Raw genomic sequence first — 18,352 nt, 5'->3', positions numbered from 1 at the left:
AATTCTTCCACGGCGAAGAATCGAAAAGGGGCAACGTCGATGCCTGAACTGTAAAGCTTCGCCCCCTCGTGTGAATCCACGGTGAAAAGTGAGCCCCTGCCCGCATACTGATCGGTCGCTTTATACGAGGGCAGCCGGGCGGATCGCCCCGCCGCACTGTCGTACCCGGGCGGTACCGTCGGATCATGACCGATCAGGCGGGGGCCGCCCAGGCGGGCGAGCGGCGACTGGCCACGCTGGACGGCGTACTCGAACGCATCACGTACGCCAACGAGGAGAACGGCTACACGGTCGCCCGGGTCGACACCGGCAGAGGCGCCGGCGACCTGCTCACCGTCGTCGGTGCGCTGCTCGGCGCGCAGGTCGGCGAGTCCCTGCGCATGGAGGGCCGCTGGGGCTCGCACCCGCAGTACGGAAAGCAATTCCACGTAGAGAACTACACGACCGTCCTCCCGGCCACCGTCCAGGGCATCCGCCGCTATCTCGGCTCGGGCCTGGTCAAGGGCATCGGCCCGGTCTTCGCCGACCGGATCACCCAGCACTTCGGCATGGACACCCTCCGCATCATCGAGGAGGAGCCCAAGCGGCTCGTCGAGGTCCCCGGGCTCGGCCCCAAGCGCACCAAGAAGATCGCCGACGCCTGGGAGGAGCAGAAGGCCATCAAGGAGGTCATGCTCTTCCTCCAGACGGTCGAGGTCTCCACCTCCATCGCCGTGCGCATCTACAAGAAGTACGGCGACGCCTCCATCTCGGTCGTGAAGAACCAGCCCTACCGGCTCGCCTCCGACGTCTGGGGCATCGGCTTCCTCACCGCCGACAAGATCGCCCAGTCCGTCGGCATCCCGCACGACAGCCCCGAGCGCGTCAAGGCGGGCCTGCAGTACGCGCTGTCCCAGTCCACCGACCAGGGCCACTGCTTCCTCCCCGAGGAGCAGCTGATCAAGGACGCGGTCAAGCTCCTCCAGGTCGACACGGGCCTGGTCATCGAATGCCTGGCGGAACTGGCCGAACCCCGTGAGGACGGTGAGGACCCCGGCGTCGTACGGGAGAAGGTGCCGGGCCCCGACGGCGGGGAGCCCGTCACCGCGATCTACCTCGTCCCCTTCCACCGCGCCGAACTCTCCCTCTCCGCCCAGCTGCTGCGCCTCCTGCGCACCGGCGAGGACCGCATGCCGGCTTTCCGGACCGTGGCCTGGGAGAAGGCCCTGAGCTGGCTCAAGGGGCGCACGGGTACCGATCTCGCGCCCGAGCAGGAGGCCGCCGTCAAGCTGGCGCTGACCGAGAAGGTCGCCGTCCTCACCGGCGGGCCCGGCTGCGGCAAGTCCTTCACGGTCCGCTCGATCGTGGAGCTGGCCCGCGCCAGAAAGGCGAAGGTCGTGCTGGCCGCCCCCACGGGCCGGGCCGCCAAACGCCTGTCCGAGCTCACCGGCGCCGAGGCCTCCACCGTCCACCGCCTGCTGGAGCTCAAGCCCGGCGGCGACGCGGCCTACGACCGGGAGCGCCCGCTGGACGCCGACCTGGTGGTGGTCGACGAGGCGTCCATGCTGGACCTGCTCCTCGCCAACAAGCTGGTCAAGGCGGTCCCGCCGGGAGCCCACCTGCTGTTCGTGGGGGACGTGGACCAGCTGCCCAGCGTCGGCGCGGGCGAGGTCCTCCGGGACCTCCTGGCCGACGGCGGCCCGGTCCCCGCCGTCCGCCTCACCCGGGTCTTCCGGCAGGCCCAGCAGTCGGGCGTGGTGACGAACGCCCACCGGATCAACGCCGGCCAACACCCGCTCACCGACGGAATGAAGGACTTCTTCCTCTTCGTCGAGGACGACACGGAGGCCGCCGGCCGGCTCACCGTGGACGTGGCGGCGCGTCGCATTCCGGCCAAGTTCGGTCTGGACCCCCGCCGGGACGTCCAGGTCCTCGCGCCCATGCACCGGGGCCCGGCCGGTGCGGGCACCCTCAACGGCCTGCTCCAGCAGGCCGTCACCCCCGGCCGCCCCGACCTGCCCGAGAAGAGATTCGGCGGACGGGTCTTCCGCGTCGGAGACAAGGTCACCCAGATTCGCAACAATTACGAGAAGGGTGAGAACGGTGTCTTCAACGGCACCGTCGGTGTGGTGACCTCGCTCGACCCGGTCGACCAGCGCCTGACGGTGCTCACGGACGAGGACGAGGAGGTGCCGTACGAGTTCGACGAGCTCGACGAGCTTGCCCACGCGTACGCCGTGACGATCCATCGCTCCCAGGGCAGCGAGTACCCGGCGGTCGTCATCCCGGTCACCACGGGTGCCTGGATGATGCTCCAGCGGAACCTGCTCTACACGGCGGTCACCCGGGCCAAGCAGCTGGTCGTCCTCGTCGGTTCGCGCAAGGCGATCGGCCAGGCGGTGCGCACGGTTTCGGCGGGCCGGCGGTGCACGGCACTCGACTTCCGGCTCGGTTCAACGAAAAATGATCGATCAAATGAGTCGTGAAGGTCACAAGACACTTCCGGAAGGGGAACACAGGGGGCAGGATGAGCAAGTTGACGGCACTCAGTGCCGCCAATAGGCCCGATGGTCGACCCCGAGTGCACTCTCCTGAGCCAAGTGGGGGATGGTAGAGACAGTCAGGGCAACCTCGAAGATGAGGCACAACGTCGGTGAGGGAAGACGTGAGCGACAACTCTGTAGTACTGCGGTACGGCGACGGCGAGTACACCTACCCGGTGATCGACAGCACCGTCGGTGACAAGGGCTTCGACATCGGAAAGCTCCGCGCCCAGACCGGTCTGGTGACGCTGGACAGCGGTTACGGCAACACGGCCGCGTATAAATCCGCCGTCACGTACCTGGACGGCGAAGCGGGCATCCTGCGGTACCGCGGCTACCCGATCGAGCAGCTGGCCGAGCGCTCCACCTTCCTGGAGGTCGCCTACCTGCTGATCAACGGCGAACTGCCGACGGTCGACGAGCTCTCGACGTTCAAGAACGACATCACGCAGCACACCCTGCTGCACGAGGACGTCAAGAACTTCTACAAGGGCTTCCCGCGCGACGCCCACCCGATGGCCATGCTGTCCTCGGTGGTCTCGGCGCTGTCCACGTTCTACCAGGACAGCCACAACCCGTTCGACGAGCGCCAGCGCAACCTCTCCACGATCCGCCTGCTCGCCAAGCTCCCGACGATCGCCGCGTACGCGTACAAGAAGTCGATCGGTCACCCGTTCGTCTACCCGCGCAACGACCTCGGCTACGTCGAGAACTTCCTCCGCATGACCTTCTCGGTCCCGGCGCAGGAGTACGAGCTCGACCCGACCGTGGTCTCCGCGCTCGACAAGCTGCTGATCCTGCACGCGGACCACGAGCAGAACTGCTCGACGTCCACGGTCCGCCTGGTCGGCTCCTCGCAGGCGAACATGTTCGCCTCGATCTCCGCCGGCATCAACGCCCTGTGGGGCCCGCTGCACGGCGGCGCCAACCAGTCGGTGCTGGAGATGCTGGAGGGCATCCGCGACGCCGGCGGTGACGTCGACTCCTTCATCCGCAAGGTGAAGAACAAGGAGGACGGCGTCCGGCTGATGGGCTTCGGCCACCGGGTCTACAAGAACTTCGACCCGCGCGCCAAGATCATCAAGGCCGCCGCGCACGACGTGCTGTCCGCCCTCGGCAAGTCCGACGAGCTGCTGGACATCGCGCTGAAGCTGGAGGAGCACGCGCTCTCCGACGACTACTTCGTCTCGCGCAGCCTCTACCCGAACGTCGACTTCTACACGGGCCTGATCTACCGGGCCATGGGCTTCCCGACCGAGATGTTCACGGTCCTGTTCGCCCTCGGCCGCCTGCCGGGCTGGATCGCCCAGTGGCACGAGATGATCAAGGAGCCGGGCTCCCGCATCGGTCGCCCGCGCCAGATCTACACGGGCGTGGTCGAGCGCGACTTCGTGCCCGTCGAGGAGCGCTGAGGCGCCCCACGGCTTCGAGCCCCCGTATCCGCTCGGTTGCTCCGGCGGGTGCGGGGGCTTTCGCGTGCCCGGCTCCGTGTCGGGCGCAGAGCTCACGGGGGGCTTACGGGGGCGGGTGCAGAGCTCACGGGGGCTTACGGGGGCGGGTGCAGAGCTCACGGGGCGGACGTGAAGAGGCGGGTCCTCGGTGGGGCGATAAAAGAAGGCGCCCCGGCGCCGGTCCCCCCACGGGCCGACGACCAGGGCGCCTTCCCAGTCCCGGTACGGATTCCCCCCACGGGATCCGGCCGGGCGTCTGTGAGGACAGCGCCTGAATCGCTGTTGAGCAGAACGAGCAGAACTCGTCGTACTACCGAGCAGAACTCGTCGTGCTGAGGTGGTGTGCGATCTGCCGGGACAGCGCACGCCCGGGAGGGCCGCTCAAAGCTTCCCGGTGTACGTGCCCCGGCAACGCATCTCCGGAGAAGTCCCCCAAGACATCTCCAGATGCCAGGTGGCGCCCCCCAAGACGCTCCCTGACACCGTCAACTTAGACCTTCGAACCCCTTCGATGGTTACGTTCACATCACTGTGATCTGCGTCTCTTGCTCATGTCCGTTAGATGCGCAAGAGCCCGGATATGCCGTTGGAGACCCAAGCGTAAGGATGATGCGCGAGCCTTGTGAAGAGCTTATGTGAGCCGGGCCCGGGACTCCAGAGGGGCTCAAATCGCGTTCGCCGCGAACGTGGGGCGAATTCGGGTGACTTCACCGAAATGTTCGCAGCCGCAGACTGTTCGTGACGACGAAGACCGACGAGAAGGCCATCGCGGCCCCGGCGATCATCGGATTCAGCAGGCCCGCGGCTGCCAGCGGCAGCGCGGCCACGTTGTAGCCGAAGGCCCACACGAGATTGCCCTTGATCGTGGCCAGCGTCCGGCGGGACAGCCGGATCGCGTCCGCCGCCACCCGCAGATCACCGCGCACCAGCGTCAGATCGCCCGCCTCGATCGCCGCGTCCGTGCCGGTGCCCATGGCCAGGCCCAGATCGGCGGTGGCGAGCGCGGCCGCGTCGTTGACGCCGTCGCCCACCATGGCGACGACCCGCCCCTCGGCCTGCAGCCGCCGCACCGCGTCGACCTTGTCCTCGGGCAGGACCTCGGCCATCACCTTCTCGATTCCCACGGCCGCGGCCACCGTCTCGGCCACCGCACGGTTGTCCCCGGTCAGCAGCACCGGTGTGAGCCCCAGCGCGCGCAGCTCGCGCACGGCCTCGGCGCTGGTCTCCTTGACGGTGTCCGCCACGGCCAGAACGGCCTGTGCCGTCCCGTCCCAGCCGGCCACGACGGCCGTGTGCCCGGCCCGTTCGGCCTCGTCCCGCGCGCGGGCCAGCTCCGGCGGCATGTCGTCGAAGAGCCGCCCCACGGCGACCGCACGGCCCTCCACCCGTCCGCGTACGCCCCGCCCGGGGACGTTCTCGAACCCTTCGACGTCCGGGAGGTGACCGGCCCGCTCCTCGGCGCCCAGGGCGATCGCGCGGGCGACGGGGTGCTCGGAGGCGTGCTCGACGGCGCCCGCGAGCCGCAGCACCTCCTTCTCGTCGGCGCCCTCGGCGATGTGCACCTCGTGGAGGGTCATGCGGCCGGTGGTGACGGTGCCGGTCTTGTCCAGGACGACCGTGTCGACCCGGCGGGTGGACTCCAGGACCTCGGGGCCCTTGATGAGGATGCCGAGCTGGGCGCCACGGCCCGTGCCGACCATCAGCGCGGTCGGGGTGGCCAGGCCCAGGGCGCACGGGCAGGCGATGATCAGCACCGCGACGCCCGCGGTGAACGCGGCGACGCCGTCGCCGGTCAGCCCGAGCCACGCCCCGGCCGTGGCGACGGCGATCAGCAGCACCACCGGCACGAAGATCCCGGAGATCCGGTCGGCGAGCCGCTGCACCTCGGCCTTGCCGTTCTGCGCGTCCTCCACCAGTTTCGCCATCCGTGCGAGCCGGGTGTCGGCACCGATCCGGGTGGCCTCCACGACCAGCCGCCCGCCCGCGTTGACCGTCGCGCCGGTGACCGGGTCCCCGGGCGCCACGTCCACCGGCACCGACTCGCCGGTCAGCATCGAGGCGTCCACCGCGGAGGCGCCCTCGACGACCGTGCCGTCGGTGGCGATCTTCTCGCCGGGCCGTACGACGAACCGGTCGCCGACGGCCAGGCGCTGCGCGGGGATCCGCACCTCCCGCCCGTCCCGCAGGACGGCCACGTCCTTGGCGCCCAGTTCCATCAGCGCCCTGAGCGCGGCTCCCGCGCGGCGCTTGGAGCGGGCCTCCAGGTAGCGGCCCAGCAGGATGAAGGCGGTGACCCCGGAGGCGACCTCCAGGTAGATCGAGGAGGCGCCGTCCCCGCGCGCGACCGTGAGCTCGAAGGGGTGCCGCATGCCCGGCATGCCCGCGTCGCCGAGGAACAGCGCCCACAGGGACCAGCCGAACGCGGCCAGGGTGCCGAGGGAGACCAGCGTGTCCATGGTGGCGGCGCCGTGCCGGGCGTTCGTCCAGGCCGCCCGGTGGAAGGGCAGCCCGCCCCAGACGACGACCGGGGCGGCGAGCGTGAGCGAGAGCCACTGCCAGTTGTCGAACTGCAGGGCCGGAACCATCGCCAGCAGGATCACGGGCGCGGCGAGAGCGGCGGAGACGGTGAGGCGGCTGCGCAGGGCCGCCGTCTCGGGGTCCTCCGCCTCGGCGGCGGAGGTCTCCTCGCGTGCGGGCGCGGGCTCCTCGGCGGTGTACCCGGTCTTCACCACGGTGGCGATCAGATCGGCGACCTCGGTGCCCTCGGGGTAGGTGACCCGGGCCTTCTCCGTCGCGTAGTTCACCGTGGCGCTGACGCCGTCCATGCGGTTGAGCTTCTTCTCCACGCGGGCCGCGCAGGAGGCGCAGGTCATCCCGCCGATGCGCAGCTCGACCTCGGCGAGGGCCGGCTCGCGGCCGGCCGGTGCATGGGCGGTGGTGCTGGTCATGTCCTCACTCCAGGAGATGCGGGGCGCCCGGGTAGCGGAACGGGCCGTACGGGCCGGGGACGGCGGGGCGTACGGCCCGTACACGGGTACGAGTGCCGGATCCGGCGCGTCTCAGACCTGGCCGGCTGCCGGACTCGGGTGGCTCAGGCCCGCCCGGCCAGTTCGAAGCCGGCCTCGTCGACGGCGGCGCGCACGGCCTCGTCGTCGAGCGGGGTCGCGGAGACGACGGTGACCTCGCCGGTCTTGGCGACGGCCGTCACCGAACTCACGCCGGAGATCTGGGAGATCTCACCGGAGACCGCGCCCTCGCAGTGTCCGCAGCTCATGCCGCTCACCTTGAAGACGGTGGTGACGGGGCCCGTGGTGTCGGTCTGGGCGGTCATGTCGTTACTCCTCGTCGAGGCGTGTGGGGCTGTGGGGTCCTTTGGGGGATCCGTACACCCAACTGTACCCCTAGGGGGTATCAGTTCACGACGTCCCCGTCAGGGGTCGCAGATAGCGCAGGAGGGCGTCCTTCACCTCCTGGACGTACGCCTCCCGCTCGGCGCCCTCCTGGGCCAGGATCAGCTCCAGGCCGGCCTTGTAGATGCCGACGCACATCTGGGCGGTGCGGGTGACGGCCTCGGCGGGCGCGTCGGGTGCGAACGGGGCGAGGATCGTCTCGACCCGGGCGACCAGCGTGGTGTGCAGCGCGTCGTGTTCCTCGGCGATGCGGCCCGGGATGTCCGGGCCGTGCATCAGCACGAAGAAGGCCGGGTGGCGGCAGTTGAACTCGATGAAGCGGTCGACCGTCCCGGCGATCACCTCTTCGAGCGGGGTCGCCGCGGGGTCGATCGGGGTGAGGACCTCGTCGTACGACTGCCGCATCTCGTGCATGAGCCGACTCCCCAGCTCGATCGCGATCGCTTCCTTGTTCGGGAAGAACTGGTACAGCGTCCCCGGGGAGACGCCCGCCTCACGGGCGATGGCGTTGGTGCTGGCGGCCGTGTAGCCGGTCGTGGAGAAGACCCGGGCGGCGGCGTCGAGCAGCTGGGCGATCCGGCGCTCGCCGCGGGCCTGGCGGCGGCGCGGCCGGTCCTCGGCCGCCGTCGTCGCCGTCGTCCCGGCCGTCGCCGTCTCCTCCGGCGTCGGCTCGGACGCCGCTGTGGCCTCGGCCGCCGTCGCCGTTTCGGTCGCCGTCGCCGTCGTCGCCTCGGTTCCGGCTTTCTCGGTCTTCTCGGGCACGCGCTATCCCCAGGTCTCAGAACGCGATTGACAAACGCGAGTGGCCGCTCGCATTCTGGAGTCGGCAGAAATGCGAGCGATCTCTCGTGTTTGCCAGTCTATGGCAGCCCCGTGCTGTCAGGCTGCGCCTGGACACGGGTCACGGTGAAGGGGACACCGCACGATGACCGAAGTCAACACAGCACCGCGCGTCGGAGGCTGGACCCGTTTCGTCACCGCCCGGCCCAGGCTGTCGCTGCTGGTGGCGCTGGTGCTCACCGCGCTCGCGGTGCTGGCCGGCAGCGGTGTCGCCGACCGGCTCGGCGCCGGCGGCTGGGAGGACCCGGCCGCCGAGTCCACCTACGCGACCAGGGCCCTGGAGCGCGAGTTCCCGGGCTCCCAGCCCAACCTGCTGCTCCTGGTCGACGCGGGCGACGCCTCGGTCGACACCCCGGCCGTCGCCGCCGAGGCCGAGCGGCTCACCGAGCGCCTCGCGGGTGAGCGGGGCGTCACCGGCGTCGGCTCCTACTGGCAGTCGGGCGCCCCGGCCCTGCGCGCCGAGGACGGGCACGAGGCGCTGATAGCCGCCCGCATCACCGGCGACGAGAAGACCGCCGGCGAGACCTTGGAGCGCCTCGCGTCCCACTACCGCGGCGCCCACGGCCCGGTGGACGTCTCCATCGGCGGCCCGGTCGCCGTGCGGCACGAGATGCAGACGGTCATCCAGGAGGACCTCACGCGGGCCGAGCTCATCGCCCTGCCCGTGACGCTGGTGCTGCTCGTGATGGTCTTCGGCAGCGCCGTCGCGGCCCTGCTGCCGCTCGGCATCGGCATCGTCGCCATCCTCGGGACCAACGCCGTCCTGCGCGGCCTCACCGAGCTCACCGACGTGTCCGTGTTCGCGATCAACCTCACCACGGCCCTCGGCCTGGGCCTCGCCATCGACTACGCCCTCTTCATCGTCCGCCGCTTCCGCGAGGAACTGTCCACGGGTGCCGAGCCCCTGACCGCGATCGGCACGACCCTGCGCACAGCGGGCCGGACCGTGCTGTTCTCCGCGCTCACGGTCGCGGTCTCCCTGGCGGCGATGCTCGTCTTCCCGCAGTACTTCCTGCGCTCCTTCGCCTACGCCGGGATCGCCGTGGTGCTGCTGGCCGCCGCGGCCGCGCTGATCCTGCTCCCGGCGGCGCTGATGCTGCTGGGCCACCGGGTGAACGCCCTGGACCTGCGCCGCCTCTTCCGGCGGGGGCAGCGGCCTGAGCCCTCCGAGGAGGAAGGCGGGGCCTGGGCCCGCACGGCGGCGCTCGTCATGCGCCGCGCCCCGTTCTTCGCCCTGGGCACCACAGCCGTCCTCGTCCTGCTCGGACTGCCCTTCCTGGGCGTGAGGTTCGGCACGGCGGACGACCGGCAGCTGCCGTCGACCTCCGAGTCCCACACCGTGCAGCAGCACATCCGGGAGGGCTTCCCGGGCAGCCCCGGCGGCGGCCTCGAAGTGCTCGCCGAAGGCCGCGCCACCGAGGCGCAGTACGGCGCCTACAAGCAGCGGATCGCCGCACTTCCCGACGTGCTGCGGGTCGACGGACCGCTGGTGAAGGGCGACTCGGCGTACTTCACGGTGCTGCCGGAGGGCGAGGCGGTCGACGATCCGGCCCAGCGTCTGGTCGGCGACCTGCGCGAGGTCCGGGCCCCCTTCGACACCAAGGTGACCGGCACGGCGGCCGTCCTGGTCGACTCGAAGAACGCCATAGGCGAGCGCCTGCCGCTCGCGGCCGTCCTCATCACCGTCGTCACCCTGCTCCTGGTCTTCCTCCTCACCGGCAGCGTGCTCATACCGATCCAGGCGGTCGTCCTCAACGCCCTGAGCCTGACGGCCATGTTCGGCGCGGTCGTCTGGGTCTTCCAGGACGGCCACCTGTCCGGCCTGCTCGGCTTCACCAGCCCCGGCTCCATCGAGACGACCCTCCCGGTCCTGATGTTCTGCGTGGCGTTCGGCCTGTCCATGGACTACGGGGTCTTCCTGCTCTCCCGCATCAAGGAGGAGTACGACCACACCGGCGACCACGACCAGGCCGTCCGTCACGGCCTGGCCCGCACCGGCGGGCTCATCACGGCGGCAGCGGTCATCCTCGCCGTGGTCATGGTCGCCATCGGCACCTCCCGGGTCACCAACACCAAGATGCTCGGCCTGGGCATCGCCCTGGCGGTCCTGATGGACGCGATGATCGTCCGCAGCCTCCTGGTCCCGGCCGTCATGCGCCTCACCGGCCGCTTCACGTGGTGGGCCCCCGCCCCGCTGCGCCGCTTCCACGAGCGGTTCGGCCTGAGCGAGGGCGACGCGCCTCAGCCGGCGGCGGGCGAGGCCGAACCCACCAGGGACAAGGTCGGCGCGTCGGCCGGCTGACGCGGCACCCGCTAGCGTCGGACCGTCCGGGGAGGCCGCAGGGGGGCGGGCGGCCGAATGCCGACGCCCCGGACACGAGACGAACGGAAGGCGGGTGGACCATGCGGGCCGTGGTGTTCGAGCGGTACGGGGAGGCGGCCGAGGTCCGGGAGGTCGCCGACCCGGAGCCCGCGGAGCACGGGGTGGTCGTCCGGGTCGAGGCCACCGGGCTGTGCCGCAGCGACTGGCACGGCTGGCAGGGGCACGACCCCGACATCGCACTCCCGCATGTGCCCGGACATGAACTGGCCGGTGTCGTCGAGGCGGTGGGCGCCCGGGTGGGCCGGTGGCGGCCCGGCGACCGGGTCACCGTGCCGTTCATCTGCGCCTGCGGCACGTGCCCCTCCTGCGCGGCCGGTGACCACCAGGTGTGCGAGCGCCAGACCCAGCCCGGCTTCACGCACTGGGGTTCCTTCGCCCAGTACGTGGCGCTGGACCACGCCGACATCAACCTCGTGGCGCTGCCCGAGGAGATGTCCTACGCCACGGCGGCCTCACTCGGCTGCCGCTTCGCCACGGCGTACCGGGGCGTCGTGCAGCAGGGCCGGGTCGCGGCGGGGGAGTGGGTCGCGGTGCACGGCTGCGGTGGGGTGGGGCTGTCGGCGGTGATGATCGCGGCCGCCTCGGGCGCCCGGGTCGTGGCGGTCGACGTGTCGCCCGGCGCGCTGGAGCTGGCGCGGACGTTCGGGGCGGCGCGGTGTGTCGACGCGACGAGCGTGGTGGACACCGCGGCGGCGATCCGTGAGCTGACCGGTGGTGGCGCCCACCTCTCCCTCGACGCCCTCGGCTCACCCGCCACGTGCGCCGCCTCCGTGAACGGCCTGCGCCGCCGCGGCCGTCACGTCCAGGTCGGGCTGCTGCCCTCGCCGGACGGCACGACCCCCGTGCCGATGGCCCGGGTGATCGCCCTGGAGCTCGAACTGCTCGGCAGCCACGGCATGGCCGCGCACAGTTACCCGCCGATGCTGGAACTGGTCCGCAGCGGGGTGTTGCGCCCCGACCTGCTGGTGACGTCGACGATCGCGCTGGACGAGGCCCCGTCCGCGCTGGCGGCGATGGGGAGGGCACCGGCAGCGGGCGTGACGGTCATCGAGCCGTGGAGCTGACGACGCCGCAGCGGAGGGTGCCGGCCGGAGCCGGTCGACGCCCCTGAGGTGACCGTCCCCCACGGTGGTGGGGCGCGAGGTCGGGCCGGGAGGGATCAGTCGGCTCTTCGGCCGCGGTTGCCGGGCCGGGAGGCCACCCAGGCCCGGACGGTGTCGGCGTACCAGTAGGGCTTGCCGCTCTCGACATGGTCGGGCGGGGGCAGCAGGCCGTGCTTGCGGTAGGACCGCACGGTGTCCGGCTGTACCCGGATGTGTGCCGCGATCTCCTTGTAGGACCAGAGCCTTCGGTCGGGCATGACGTGTACCTCCTCGCGCGCGCCACGGCGGCGGCCGGGGACGGCCGTCTGGGGGAGCCGGGCGCTGCGTCGGCGATCAACAAGCCTGTGTCCGGTCAACGACGTCCGGTGAGACAGGGCAGGGCCTGTGCGCCGGGTGTGACGGAAGACCCGCATACACGCGACATGTGTGACGAGGAGAGGGCGTTTGTGACACACCCGGGGCAAAGGCGTACGCCGGAGTGTCGGCGGGGTGCCTTGACACGGCGCCCGGTCCCCCTGCCGAGCCGCAGCCGTCCGGAGAGGCGGACCCGGACGCCGGGCTGAAGACTACGGAACTGTGAGGACACGGACGTGGACAACCGGAAAGCGCTGTCATGATCTGGTCCGAATGTCCGGACAAAACATTGACAGGGCTTCGCGAGGGGGCTACAAAGCCGGGGAGAGCCGAGCACCGAGGGGACACCGATGGCGTACGACCTGATCACCATGGGGCGGATCGGAGTGGATCTGTATCCGCTCCAGACGGGCGTTCCACTGCCGCAGGTCACGTCCTTCGGCAAGTTCCTCGGTGGTTCGGCGAGCAATGTCGCGGTCGCCGCGGCGCGCCTGGGGCGGCGGACGGCGGTGATCACCCGCACCGGCGACGATCCCTTCGGCGTCTACCTCCACGAGGCCCTGAAGGGCTTCGGCGTGGACGACCGCTGGGTCACCCCGGTCCCCGGCCTGCCCACCCCGGTCACCTTCTGCGAGATCTTCCCCCCGGACGACTTCCCGCTGTACTTCTACCGGCAGCCCAAGGCCCCCGACCTGGAGATCGACGCCCACGAGCTCGACCTGGACGCGATCCGCGAGGCCCGGGTCTTCTGGGTCACGGGCACGGGCCTGAGCGAGGAGCCCAGCCGGACGGCGACCCTCGCGGCCCTCGCCCACCGCGCCAAGGCCGGCGCGACGGTCTTCGACCTCGACTGGCGCCCGATGTTCTGGACGGACCCCGAGGCCGCCCGCCCCTTCTACGAGGAGGCCCTGCGCCACACCACCGTCGCCGTCGGCAACCTCGACGAGGTGGAGGTCGCCACGGGCGTGCGCGAACCCCATGCCGCCGCCCGCGCCCTCCTGGACGCCGGTGTCGAACTGGCCGTCGTCAAACAGGGCCCCAAGGGCGTCCTCGCGGTGAACAGCGCCGGCGAGAGCGCCGAGGTCCCGCCGCTGCCGGTGAACGTCCTCAACGGCCTCGGCGCCGGCGACGCCTTCGGCGGCTGTCTCGTCCACGGCCTGCTGGCCGGCTGGGACCTGGAGAAGACCATGCGGCACGCCAACGCCGCCGGAGCCATCGTCGCCTCGCGCCTGGAGTGCTCGTCCGCGATGCCCACCCCGGGCGAGATCGAGGCGGCCGTCACGGCGGGGGCCGTCCAGTGACCGTCGACGTCTCCGAACTCGTCCGCCTGCGCAGCCACCGCCCGGAGGCGATCGCCGAGGCGGCCGCCCGCCGCCCCCGCCGGCCGCTGCTGAACGACTCCGGCCGCCTGATGATCGTCGCCGCCGACCACCCGGCCCGCGGCGCCCTCGGCGTCGGCGGCCGCGCCATGGCCATGGCCAACCGCGCCGAACTGCTCGAACGCCTCTGCCTGGCGCTGTCCCGCCCCGGTGTGGACGGTGTCCTCGCCACTGCCGACATCCTCGACGACCTGCTGCTGCTCGGCGCCCTCGACGGCAAGGTCGTCCTGGGCTCGATGAACCGCGGCGGCCTCCAGGGCGCGAGCTTCGAACTCGACGACCGTTTCACCGGCCACCGCCCCGAGGACATCGAGCGCCTCGGCTTCGACGCGGGCAAGCTCCTGCTGCGCATCGACTACGACGACCCGGGCTCGCTGACCACCCTGGAGTCCACCGCCCGGGCCGTCGACGCCATGGCCGCCCGGAAACTCCCCGTCTTCGTCGAGCCGTTCCTCAGCAGCCGCGACGAGACGGGCCGGCTGCGCAACGACCTCTCGGCCGAGGCCGTCACCAAGTCGATCGCCATCGCCTCGGGCCTCGGCGGCAGTTCCGCCTACACGTGGCTGAAGGTCCCGGTCACCGACAACCCCGACGACATGGCCGAGGTCATGGCGACCTCCACACTGCCCGCCGTGCTGCTCGGCGGCGAGGTGGGCGACGACCAGGACGGGGCGTACGAGAAGTGGCGCGGCGCCCTCCAACTGCCCACCGTGTGCGGGCTGGTCGTGGGGCGTTCGCTGCTGTACCCGGCCGACGGCGACGTGGCCGCCGCCGTGGACACCGCCGTCGGACTGCTGTGAGGACCGTGGCATGACCAGTGAGCTGTTCGTCCCCGAGGGCACCACCGCCGGCGTGAACCACGTCCCGGAGATCGTGCCGCGCCTCGACGGCGTGTGCACCCTGCGCCTCGAAGACGAAGAGTTTCCCCTCCCGGGCCGGGAGAGCGTGTGCGCGTCGGTGACCGACGCCGCGTACACGCCCCGTGACGCCCGGACCCAGATCGCCTCCGGCGCGGGAGGCCGCTTTGCTTTGGCAGGAGCGAAGTGCGAGCGACAACTCCCCGCCCGCTACGGCCCCGCGCCGGAGGTCCCCGTCGAAGAACGCGGCAGCGGCGGCTGCCTGCCCGCTCACTCCCCGGCGAGCTCGGCGAGCACCGTCCCGGCGGGGCGCCGGGGCCGGAGCCGGAGGAGACCCACCACGTGGGGATCGACGGCCCGAACGGTTGCGCCCGTCGGCCCGTGTTCCCCTCGCGTGAGGGCGGAGCCGACGTCCTCACGAAGGTCCGTTCCGGCGACGCCGCTTCACACGGAGGGGTACCGATGACCCTGAAGACGACCAGGCTGACGGTGGCCCAGGCCCTCGTCCGCTTCCTCGCCGCCCAGTACACCGAACGCGACGGCGTCCGGCAGCGGCTCATCGGCGCCACCTGGGGCATCTTCGGCCACGGCAACGTCGCCGGCATCGGGCAGGCGCTCCTGGAGCACACCGAGGCGATGCCGTTCCACCAAGGCCGCAACGAGCAGGCCATGGTGCACGCGGCGGTCGGCTACGCCCGCCAGTCGGGCCGCCTGTCCACGCACGCGGTGACGACCTCCATCGGCCCGGGCGCCACCAACCTCGTCACCGGCGCCGCCCTCGCGACCATCAACCACCTGCCGGTGCTGCTCCTGCCCGGCGACATCTTCGCCACCCGCCCCGCCGACCCGGTCCTGCAACAGCTCGAAGTGCCCTACGCGGGCGATGTGTCGGTCAACGACTGCCTGCGCCCGGTGTCGCGGTACTTCGACCGGATCACCCGTCCCGAGGCCCTGATCCCCTCGGCGCTCGGCGCGATGCGCGTCCTCACCGACCCGGTCGAGACCGGCGCCGTCACCCTCGCCCTGCCCCAGGACGTGCAGGCCGAGGCGTACGACTGGCCCGAGGAGTTCTTCGCCGAGCGCGTCTGGACCGTACGGCGTCCCGGCGCCGACCCGGCGGAACTGGCCGAGGCGGTGCGGATCATCCGCTCGGCGAAGAGGCCGCTGGTCGTCGCGGGCGGCGGCGTCCACCACAGCCGCGCCGAGGAGGCCCTCGCCGAGTTCGCCGAGGCCACCGGCATCCCCGTCGCCTCCACCCAGGCCGGCAAGGGCTCCCTGCGCCACGACCACCCCCAGGACGTCGGCGGCATCGGCCACACCGGCACGGCGACGGCGGACGAACTGGCCCGCACCGCCGACCTGGTGATCGGCGTCGGCACCCGCTACACCGACTTCACCACCGCCTCCGGCACGCTCTTCTCCCACCCGGACGTGCGGTTCCTGAACCTCAACATCGCCCCCTTCGACGGCCACAAGCTGGCCGGGCGGCCCCTGATCGCGGACGCCCGCACCGGCCTGGAGGAACTGGCCGAGAGGCTGGAGATGCACGGCCACCGGGTCGCGCCGTCGTACGCCACCGAGTACACCGAGGACAAGGAGCGCTGGGAGCAGCGCGTCGACGCCTGCTACGAGGTCGACGAACCGGACACCCGCCCGACCCAGCCCCAGGTCCTCGGCGCCCTGGACGAACTCGCCGACGAGTCGGACATCCTGATCAACGCCGCCGGTTCCCTCCCCGGCGACCTGCACAAACTGTGGCGGACCCGGTCGCCCGACCAGTACCACCTGGAGTACGGCTACTCCTGCATGGGCTACGAGATCCCCGCCGCCATCGGCGTGAAGATGGCCGCCCCGGACCGGCCCGTGTGGGCGCTGGTCGGGGACGGCACCTACCTGATGATGCCGACGGAGATCGTGACGGCCGTGCAGGAAGGCATCGCGATCAAGGTCCTGATCATCCAGAACCACGGCTACGCGTCCATCGGCGGGCTGTCGGAGTCGGTGGGCGGCGAGCGGTTCGGCACCGCCTACCGCTACCCCTCCGAGGACGGCTCGTACACGGGGCCGCCGCTGCCCGTGGACCTCGCCGCCAACGCGGCCAGCCTCGGCATGCGCGCGCTGCGCGCGAAGACCGTACGCGACCTGCGGGAGGCCCTCGCCGAGGCCCGGGCGGCCGACACTCCCACATGTGTCTACGTCGAGACCCAAACGGCAGACACAGTGTCGGGCGCGCCTCCCGCGCAGGCCTGGTGGGATGTACCCGTGGCCGAGACCGCGACACGGCCGTCCGCGGTCAAGGCACGTGAGCTGTACGAACGGCACGTCTCCACCCGACGCCGCCATCTGTGAAGGAGTTCCCGGCCATGACGAAGATCGTCAACCACTGGATCGGCGGCAAGACCGTCGAAGGCGCCTCGGGCACGCACGGGCCGGTGACCAACCCGGCGACCGGCGAGGTGACGACGAAGGTCGCGTTCGCCTCGGTCGACGAGGTGGACGCGGCGGTCGCCGCCGCCAAGGAGGCCTACCTGACCTGGGGCCAGTCCTCGCTGGCCCAGCGCACCTCGATCCTGTTCGCGTTCCGGGCGCTGCTGGACGCCAACCGGGACGCGATCGCCGAGCTGATCACCGCCGAGCACGGCAAGGTCCACTCCGACGCCCTCGGTGAGGTCGCGCGCGGCCTGGAGATCGTCGACCTGGCCTGCGGCATCAGCGTCCAGCTGAAGGGCGAGCTGTCGACGCAGGTCGCCAGCCGCGTCGACGTGTCCTCGATCCGCCAGCCGCTCGGCGTCGTCGCGGGCATCACCCCGTTCAACTTCCCGGCGATGGTGCCGATGTGGATGTTCCCCCTCGCCATCGCCTGCGGCAACACCTTCGTGCTGAAGCCGTCCGAGAAGGACCCGTCGGCGTCGGTCAAGATCGCCGAACTGCTCGCCGAGGCGGGCCTTCCGGACGGCGTCTTCAACGTCGTCCACGGCGACAAGGTGGCCGTCGACCGTCTCCTGGAGCACCCGGACGTCAAGGCCGTCTCCTTCGTCGGCTCGACCCCGATCGCCCGCTACATCCACACCACCGCCTCCGCCAACGGCAAGCGCGTCCAGGCGCTCGGCGGCGCCAAGAACCACATGCTGGTCCTGCCCGACGCCGACCTCGACGCGGCCGCCGACGCCGCCGTCTCGGCCGCCTACGGCTCCGCCGGCGAGCGCTGCATGGCCATCTCCGCGGTCGTCGCCGTCGGCGCGATCGGCGACGAACTCGTGGAGAAGATCCGCGAGCGGGCCGAGAAGATCAAGATCGGCCCCGGTGACGACCCGGCCTCCGAGATGGGCCCGCTCATCACCAAGGTCCACCGCGACAAGGTGGCCTCCTACGTCGAGGGCGCGGCGGCCGAGGGCTGCGAGGTGGTCCTCGACGGCACCGGCTACACCGTCGACGGCTTCGAGGACGGTCACTGGATCGGCATCTCGCTGCTCGACAAGGTGCCCACGTCCGCCAAGGCCTACCAGGACGAGATCTTCGGCCCGGTCCTGTGCGTGCTGCGCACGGAGACCTACGAGGAGGCCCTGGACATCGTCAACGCCTCGCCGTTCGGCAACGGCACCGCGATCTTCACCCGGGACGGCGGCGCGGCCCGCCGCTTCCAGCTGGAGGTCGAGGCCGGCATGGTCGGTGTGAACGTCCCGATCCCGGTCCCCGTCGGCTACCACTCCTTCGGCGGCTGGAAGGACTCGCTCTTCGGCGACCACCACATCTACGGCAACGACGGCACGCACTTCTACACCCGAGGCAAGGTCGTCACCACCCGCTGGCCGGACCCGGCCGACGCCCCGGCGGGCGTGGACCTGGGCTTCCCGCGCAACCACTGAGGTTTTTTCTCCGGGGGCGCCTGCGGTTACCGCAGGCGCCCCCGCCCCTTTACCCGCCGACCACTTGTGCTCAAAAGGACAGTCGGAGCGCCTTCCTGCTGCGGATTTCGTAGGCAAACACCCATTGACGTGTTGCTTTTCGTCGGGGTTCGATGCTGCGCACGTTCACCGCCGAGCCGAGGGAACC

General features: G+C 71.2%; 13 protein-coding genes. 9 read left to right on the top strand and 4 right to left on the bottom strand.

Annotation, left to right across the window (positions count from 1 at the left end; all coding sequences use genetic code 11):
* Nucleotides 1-185 precede the first annotated feature (185 nt).
* A complete protein-coding gene (locus ACFY9E_RS10875) occupies nucleotides 186-2,465 on the top strand; it encodes an ATP-dependent RecD-like DNA helicase (RefSeq protein ID WP_390981460.1) in 2,280 nt (759 codons plus the stop codon).
* Nucleotides 2,466-2,644: 179 nt separating this feature from the next.
* A complete protein-coding gene (locus tag ACFY9E_RS10870; protein ID WP_390981458.1) occupies nucleotides 2,645-3,934 on the top strand; it encodes a citrate synthase in 1,290 nt (429 codons plus the stop codon).
* 746 nt (nucleotides 3,935-4,680) lie between these two features.
* Here ACFY9E_RS10870 and ACFY9E_RS10865 read toward each other — a convergent pair.
* From ACFY9E_RS10865 to ACFY9E_RS10855, 3 genes are all read right to left on the bottom strand, one after another.
* Nucleotides 4,681-6,921 carry a heavy metal translocating P-type ATPase gene (locus ACFY9E_RS10865; protein ID WP_390981456.1) on the bottom strand — a complete coding sequence of 747 codons (2,241 nt, stop codon included), beginning with the start codon at nucleotides 6,919-6,921 and terminating at the stop codon, nucleotides 4,681-4,683.
* A 143-nt stretch (nucleotides 6,922-7,064) separates the two neighbouring features.
* Nucleotides 7,065-7,304, bottom strand: coding sequence for a heavy-metal-associated domain-containing protein (locus tag ACFY9E_RS10860; RefSeq protein ID WP_352116250.1), 240 nt, complete (start codon nucleotides 7,302-7,304; stop codon nucleotides 7,065-7,067).
* A gap of 85 nt (nucleotides 7,305-7,389) precedes the next feature.
* Nucleotides 7,390-7,959 (bottom strand): TetR family transcriptional regulator, encoded by a 570-nt coding sequence (locus ACFY9E_RS10855; protein WP_390982062.1) that lies wholly within the window; start codon nucleotides 7,957-7,959, stop codon nucleotides 7,390-7,392.
* Nucleotides 7,960-8,308: 349 nt separating this feature from the next.
* Here ACFY9E_RS10855 and ACFY9E_RS10850 point away from each other — a divergent pair, with 349 nt between their 5' ends.
* Together ACFY9E_RS10850 and ACFY9E_RS10845 are read left to right on the top strand one after the other, a co-directional pair.
* A complete protein-coding gene (locus tag ACFY9E_RS10850) occupies nucleotides 8,309-10,525 on the top strand; it encodes an MMPL family transporter (RefSeq protein ID WP_390981454.1) in 2,217 nt (738 codons plus the stop codon).
* A 101-nt stretch (nucleotides 10,526-10,626) separates the two neighbouring features.
* Nucleotides 10,627-11,670 carry a zinc-binding dehydrogenase gene (locus ACFY9E_RS10845; RefSeq protein WP_390981452.1) on the top strand — a complete coding sequence of 348 codons (1,044 nt, stop codon included), beginning with the start codon at nucleotides 10,627-10,629 and terminating at the stop codon, nucleotides 11,668-11,670.
* Between the two features lie 95 nt (nucleotides 11,671-11,765).
* Here ACFY9E_RS10845 and ACFY9E_RS10840 read toward each other — a convergent pair whose 3' ends face one another.
* Complete coding sequence (locus ACFY9E_RS10840; protein ID WP_390981450.1) at nucleotides 11,766-11,966, bottom strand: MerR family transcriptional regulator; 201 nt, start codon at nucleotides 11,964-11,966, stop codon at nucleotides 11,766-11,768.
* A 447-nt stretch (nucleotides 11,967-12,413) separates the two neighbouring features.
* Here ACFY9E_RS10840 and iolC point away from each other — a divergent pair, with 447 nt between their 5' ends.
* The 5 genes from iolC to mmsA are packed head-to-tail and all read left to right on the top strand — an operon-like array spanning nucleotide 12,414 to nucleotide 18,165.
* Entirely contained in the window at nucleotides 12,414-13,364 is a 951-nt protein-coding gene (iolC, locus tag ACFY9E_RS10835; protein ID WP_390981448.1) for a 5-dehydro-2-deoxygluconokinase, read from the top strand.
* A complete protein-coding gene (locus tag ACFY9E_RS10830) occupies nucleotides 13,361-14,242 on the top strand; it encodes a deoxyribose-phosphate aldolase (protein WP_390981446.1) in 882 nt (293 codons plus the stop codon). The genes iolC and ACFY9E_RS10830 overlap by 4 nt, the downstream gene beginning before the upstream one ends.
* Nucleotides 14,243-14,252: 10 nt before the next feature.
* A complete protein-coding gene (locus tag ACFY9E_RS10825) occupies nucleotides 14,253-14,765 on the top strand; it encodes a 5-deoxy-glucuronate isomerase (RefSeq protein ID WP_390981444.1) in 513 nt (170 codons plus the stop codon).
* Entirely contained in the window at nucleotides 14,762-16,648 is a 1,887-nt protein-coding gene (gene iolD, locus ACFY9E_RS10820; RefSeq protein ID WP_390981442.1) for a 3D-(3,5/4)-trihydroxycyclohexane-1,2-dione acylhydrolase (decyclizing), read from the top strand. The genes ACFY9E_RS10825 and iolD overlap by 4 nt, the downstream gene beginning before the upstream one ends.
* A gap of 14 nt (nucleotides 16,649-16,662) precedes the next feature.
* Nucleotides 16,663-18,165, top strand: a complete 1,503-nt coding sequence (gene mmsA / locus ACFY9E_RS10815; RefSeq protein WP_390981440.1) for a CoA-acylating methylmalonate-semialdehyde dehydrogenase — start codon at nucleotides 16,663-16,665, stop codon at nucleotides 18,163-18,165.
* Nucleotides 18,166-18,352: the final 187 nt, after the last annotated feature.

This window comes from Streptomyces sp. NPDC012466 (assembly GCF_042955215.1).
Taxonomy (GTDB): Bacteria; Actinomycetota; Actinomycetes; order Streptomycetales; family Streptomycetaceae; genus Streptomyces.
The sequence above is the reverse complement of the archived record's forward strand: the minus strand, read 5'-3'. Positions and strand labels throughout refer to the sequence as shown.

Bases quoted from the DNA above. Each gene is read 5' to 3' on its own strand.
- ACFY9E_RS10825 (WP_390981444.1), top strand. From the start codon at position 14,253: ATGACCAGTGAGCTGTTCGTCCCCGAGGGCACCACCGCCGGCGTGAAC.
- ACFY9E_RS10850 (WP_390981454.1), top strand. From the start codon at position 8,309: ATGACCGAAGTCAACACAGCACCGCGCGTCGGAGGCTGGACCCGTTTC.
- ACFY9E_RS10865 (WP_390981456.1), bottom strand. From the start codon at position 6,921: ATGACCAGCACCACCGCCCATGCACCGGCCGGCCGCGAGCCGGCCCTC.
- mmsA (WP_390981440.1), top strand. From the start codon at position 16,663: ATGACGAAGATCGTCAACCACTGGATCGGCGGCAAGACCGTCGAAGGC.
- ACFY9E_RS10840 (WP_390981450.1), bottom strand. From the start codon at position 11,966: ATGCCCGACCGAAGGCTCTGGTCCTACAAGGAGATCGCGGCACACATC.
- ACFY9E_RS10860 (WP_352116250.1), bottom strand. From the start codon at position 7,304: ATGACCGCCCAGACCGACACCACGGGCCCCGTCACCACCGTCTTCAAG.
- iolC (WP_390981448.1), top strand. From the start codon at position 12,414: ATGGCGTACGACCTGATCACCATGGGGCGGATCGGAGTGGATCTGTAT.
- iolD (WP_390981442.1), top strand. From the start codon at position 14,762: ATGACCCTGAAGACGACCAGGCTGACGGTGGCCCAGGCCCTCGTCCGC.
- ACFY9E_RS10875 (WP_390981460.1), top strand. From the start codon at position 186: ATGACCGATCAGGCGGGGGCCGCCCAGGCGGGCGAGCGGCGACTGGCC.
- ACFY9E_RS10845 (WP_390981452.1), top strand. From the start codon at position 10,627: ATGCGGGCCGTGGTGTTCGAGCGGTACGGGGAGGCGGCCGAGGTCCGG.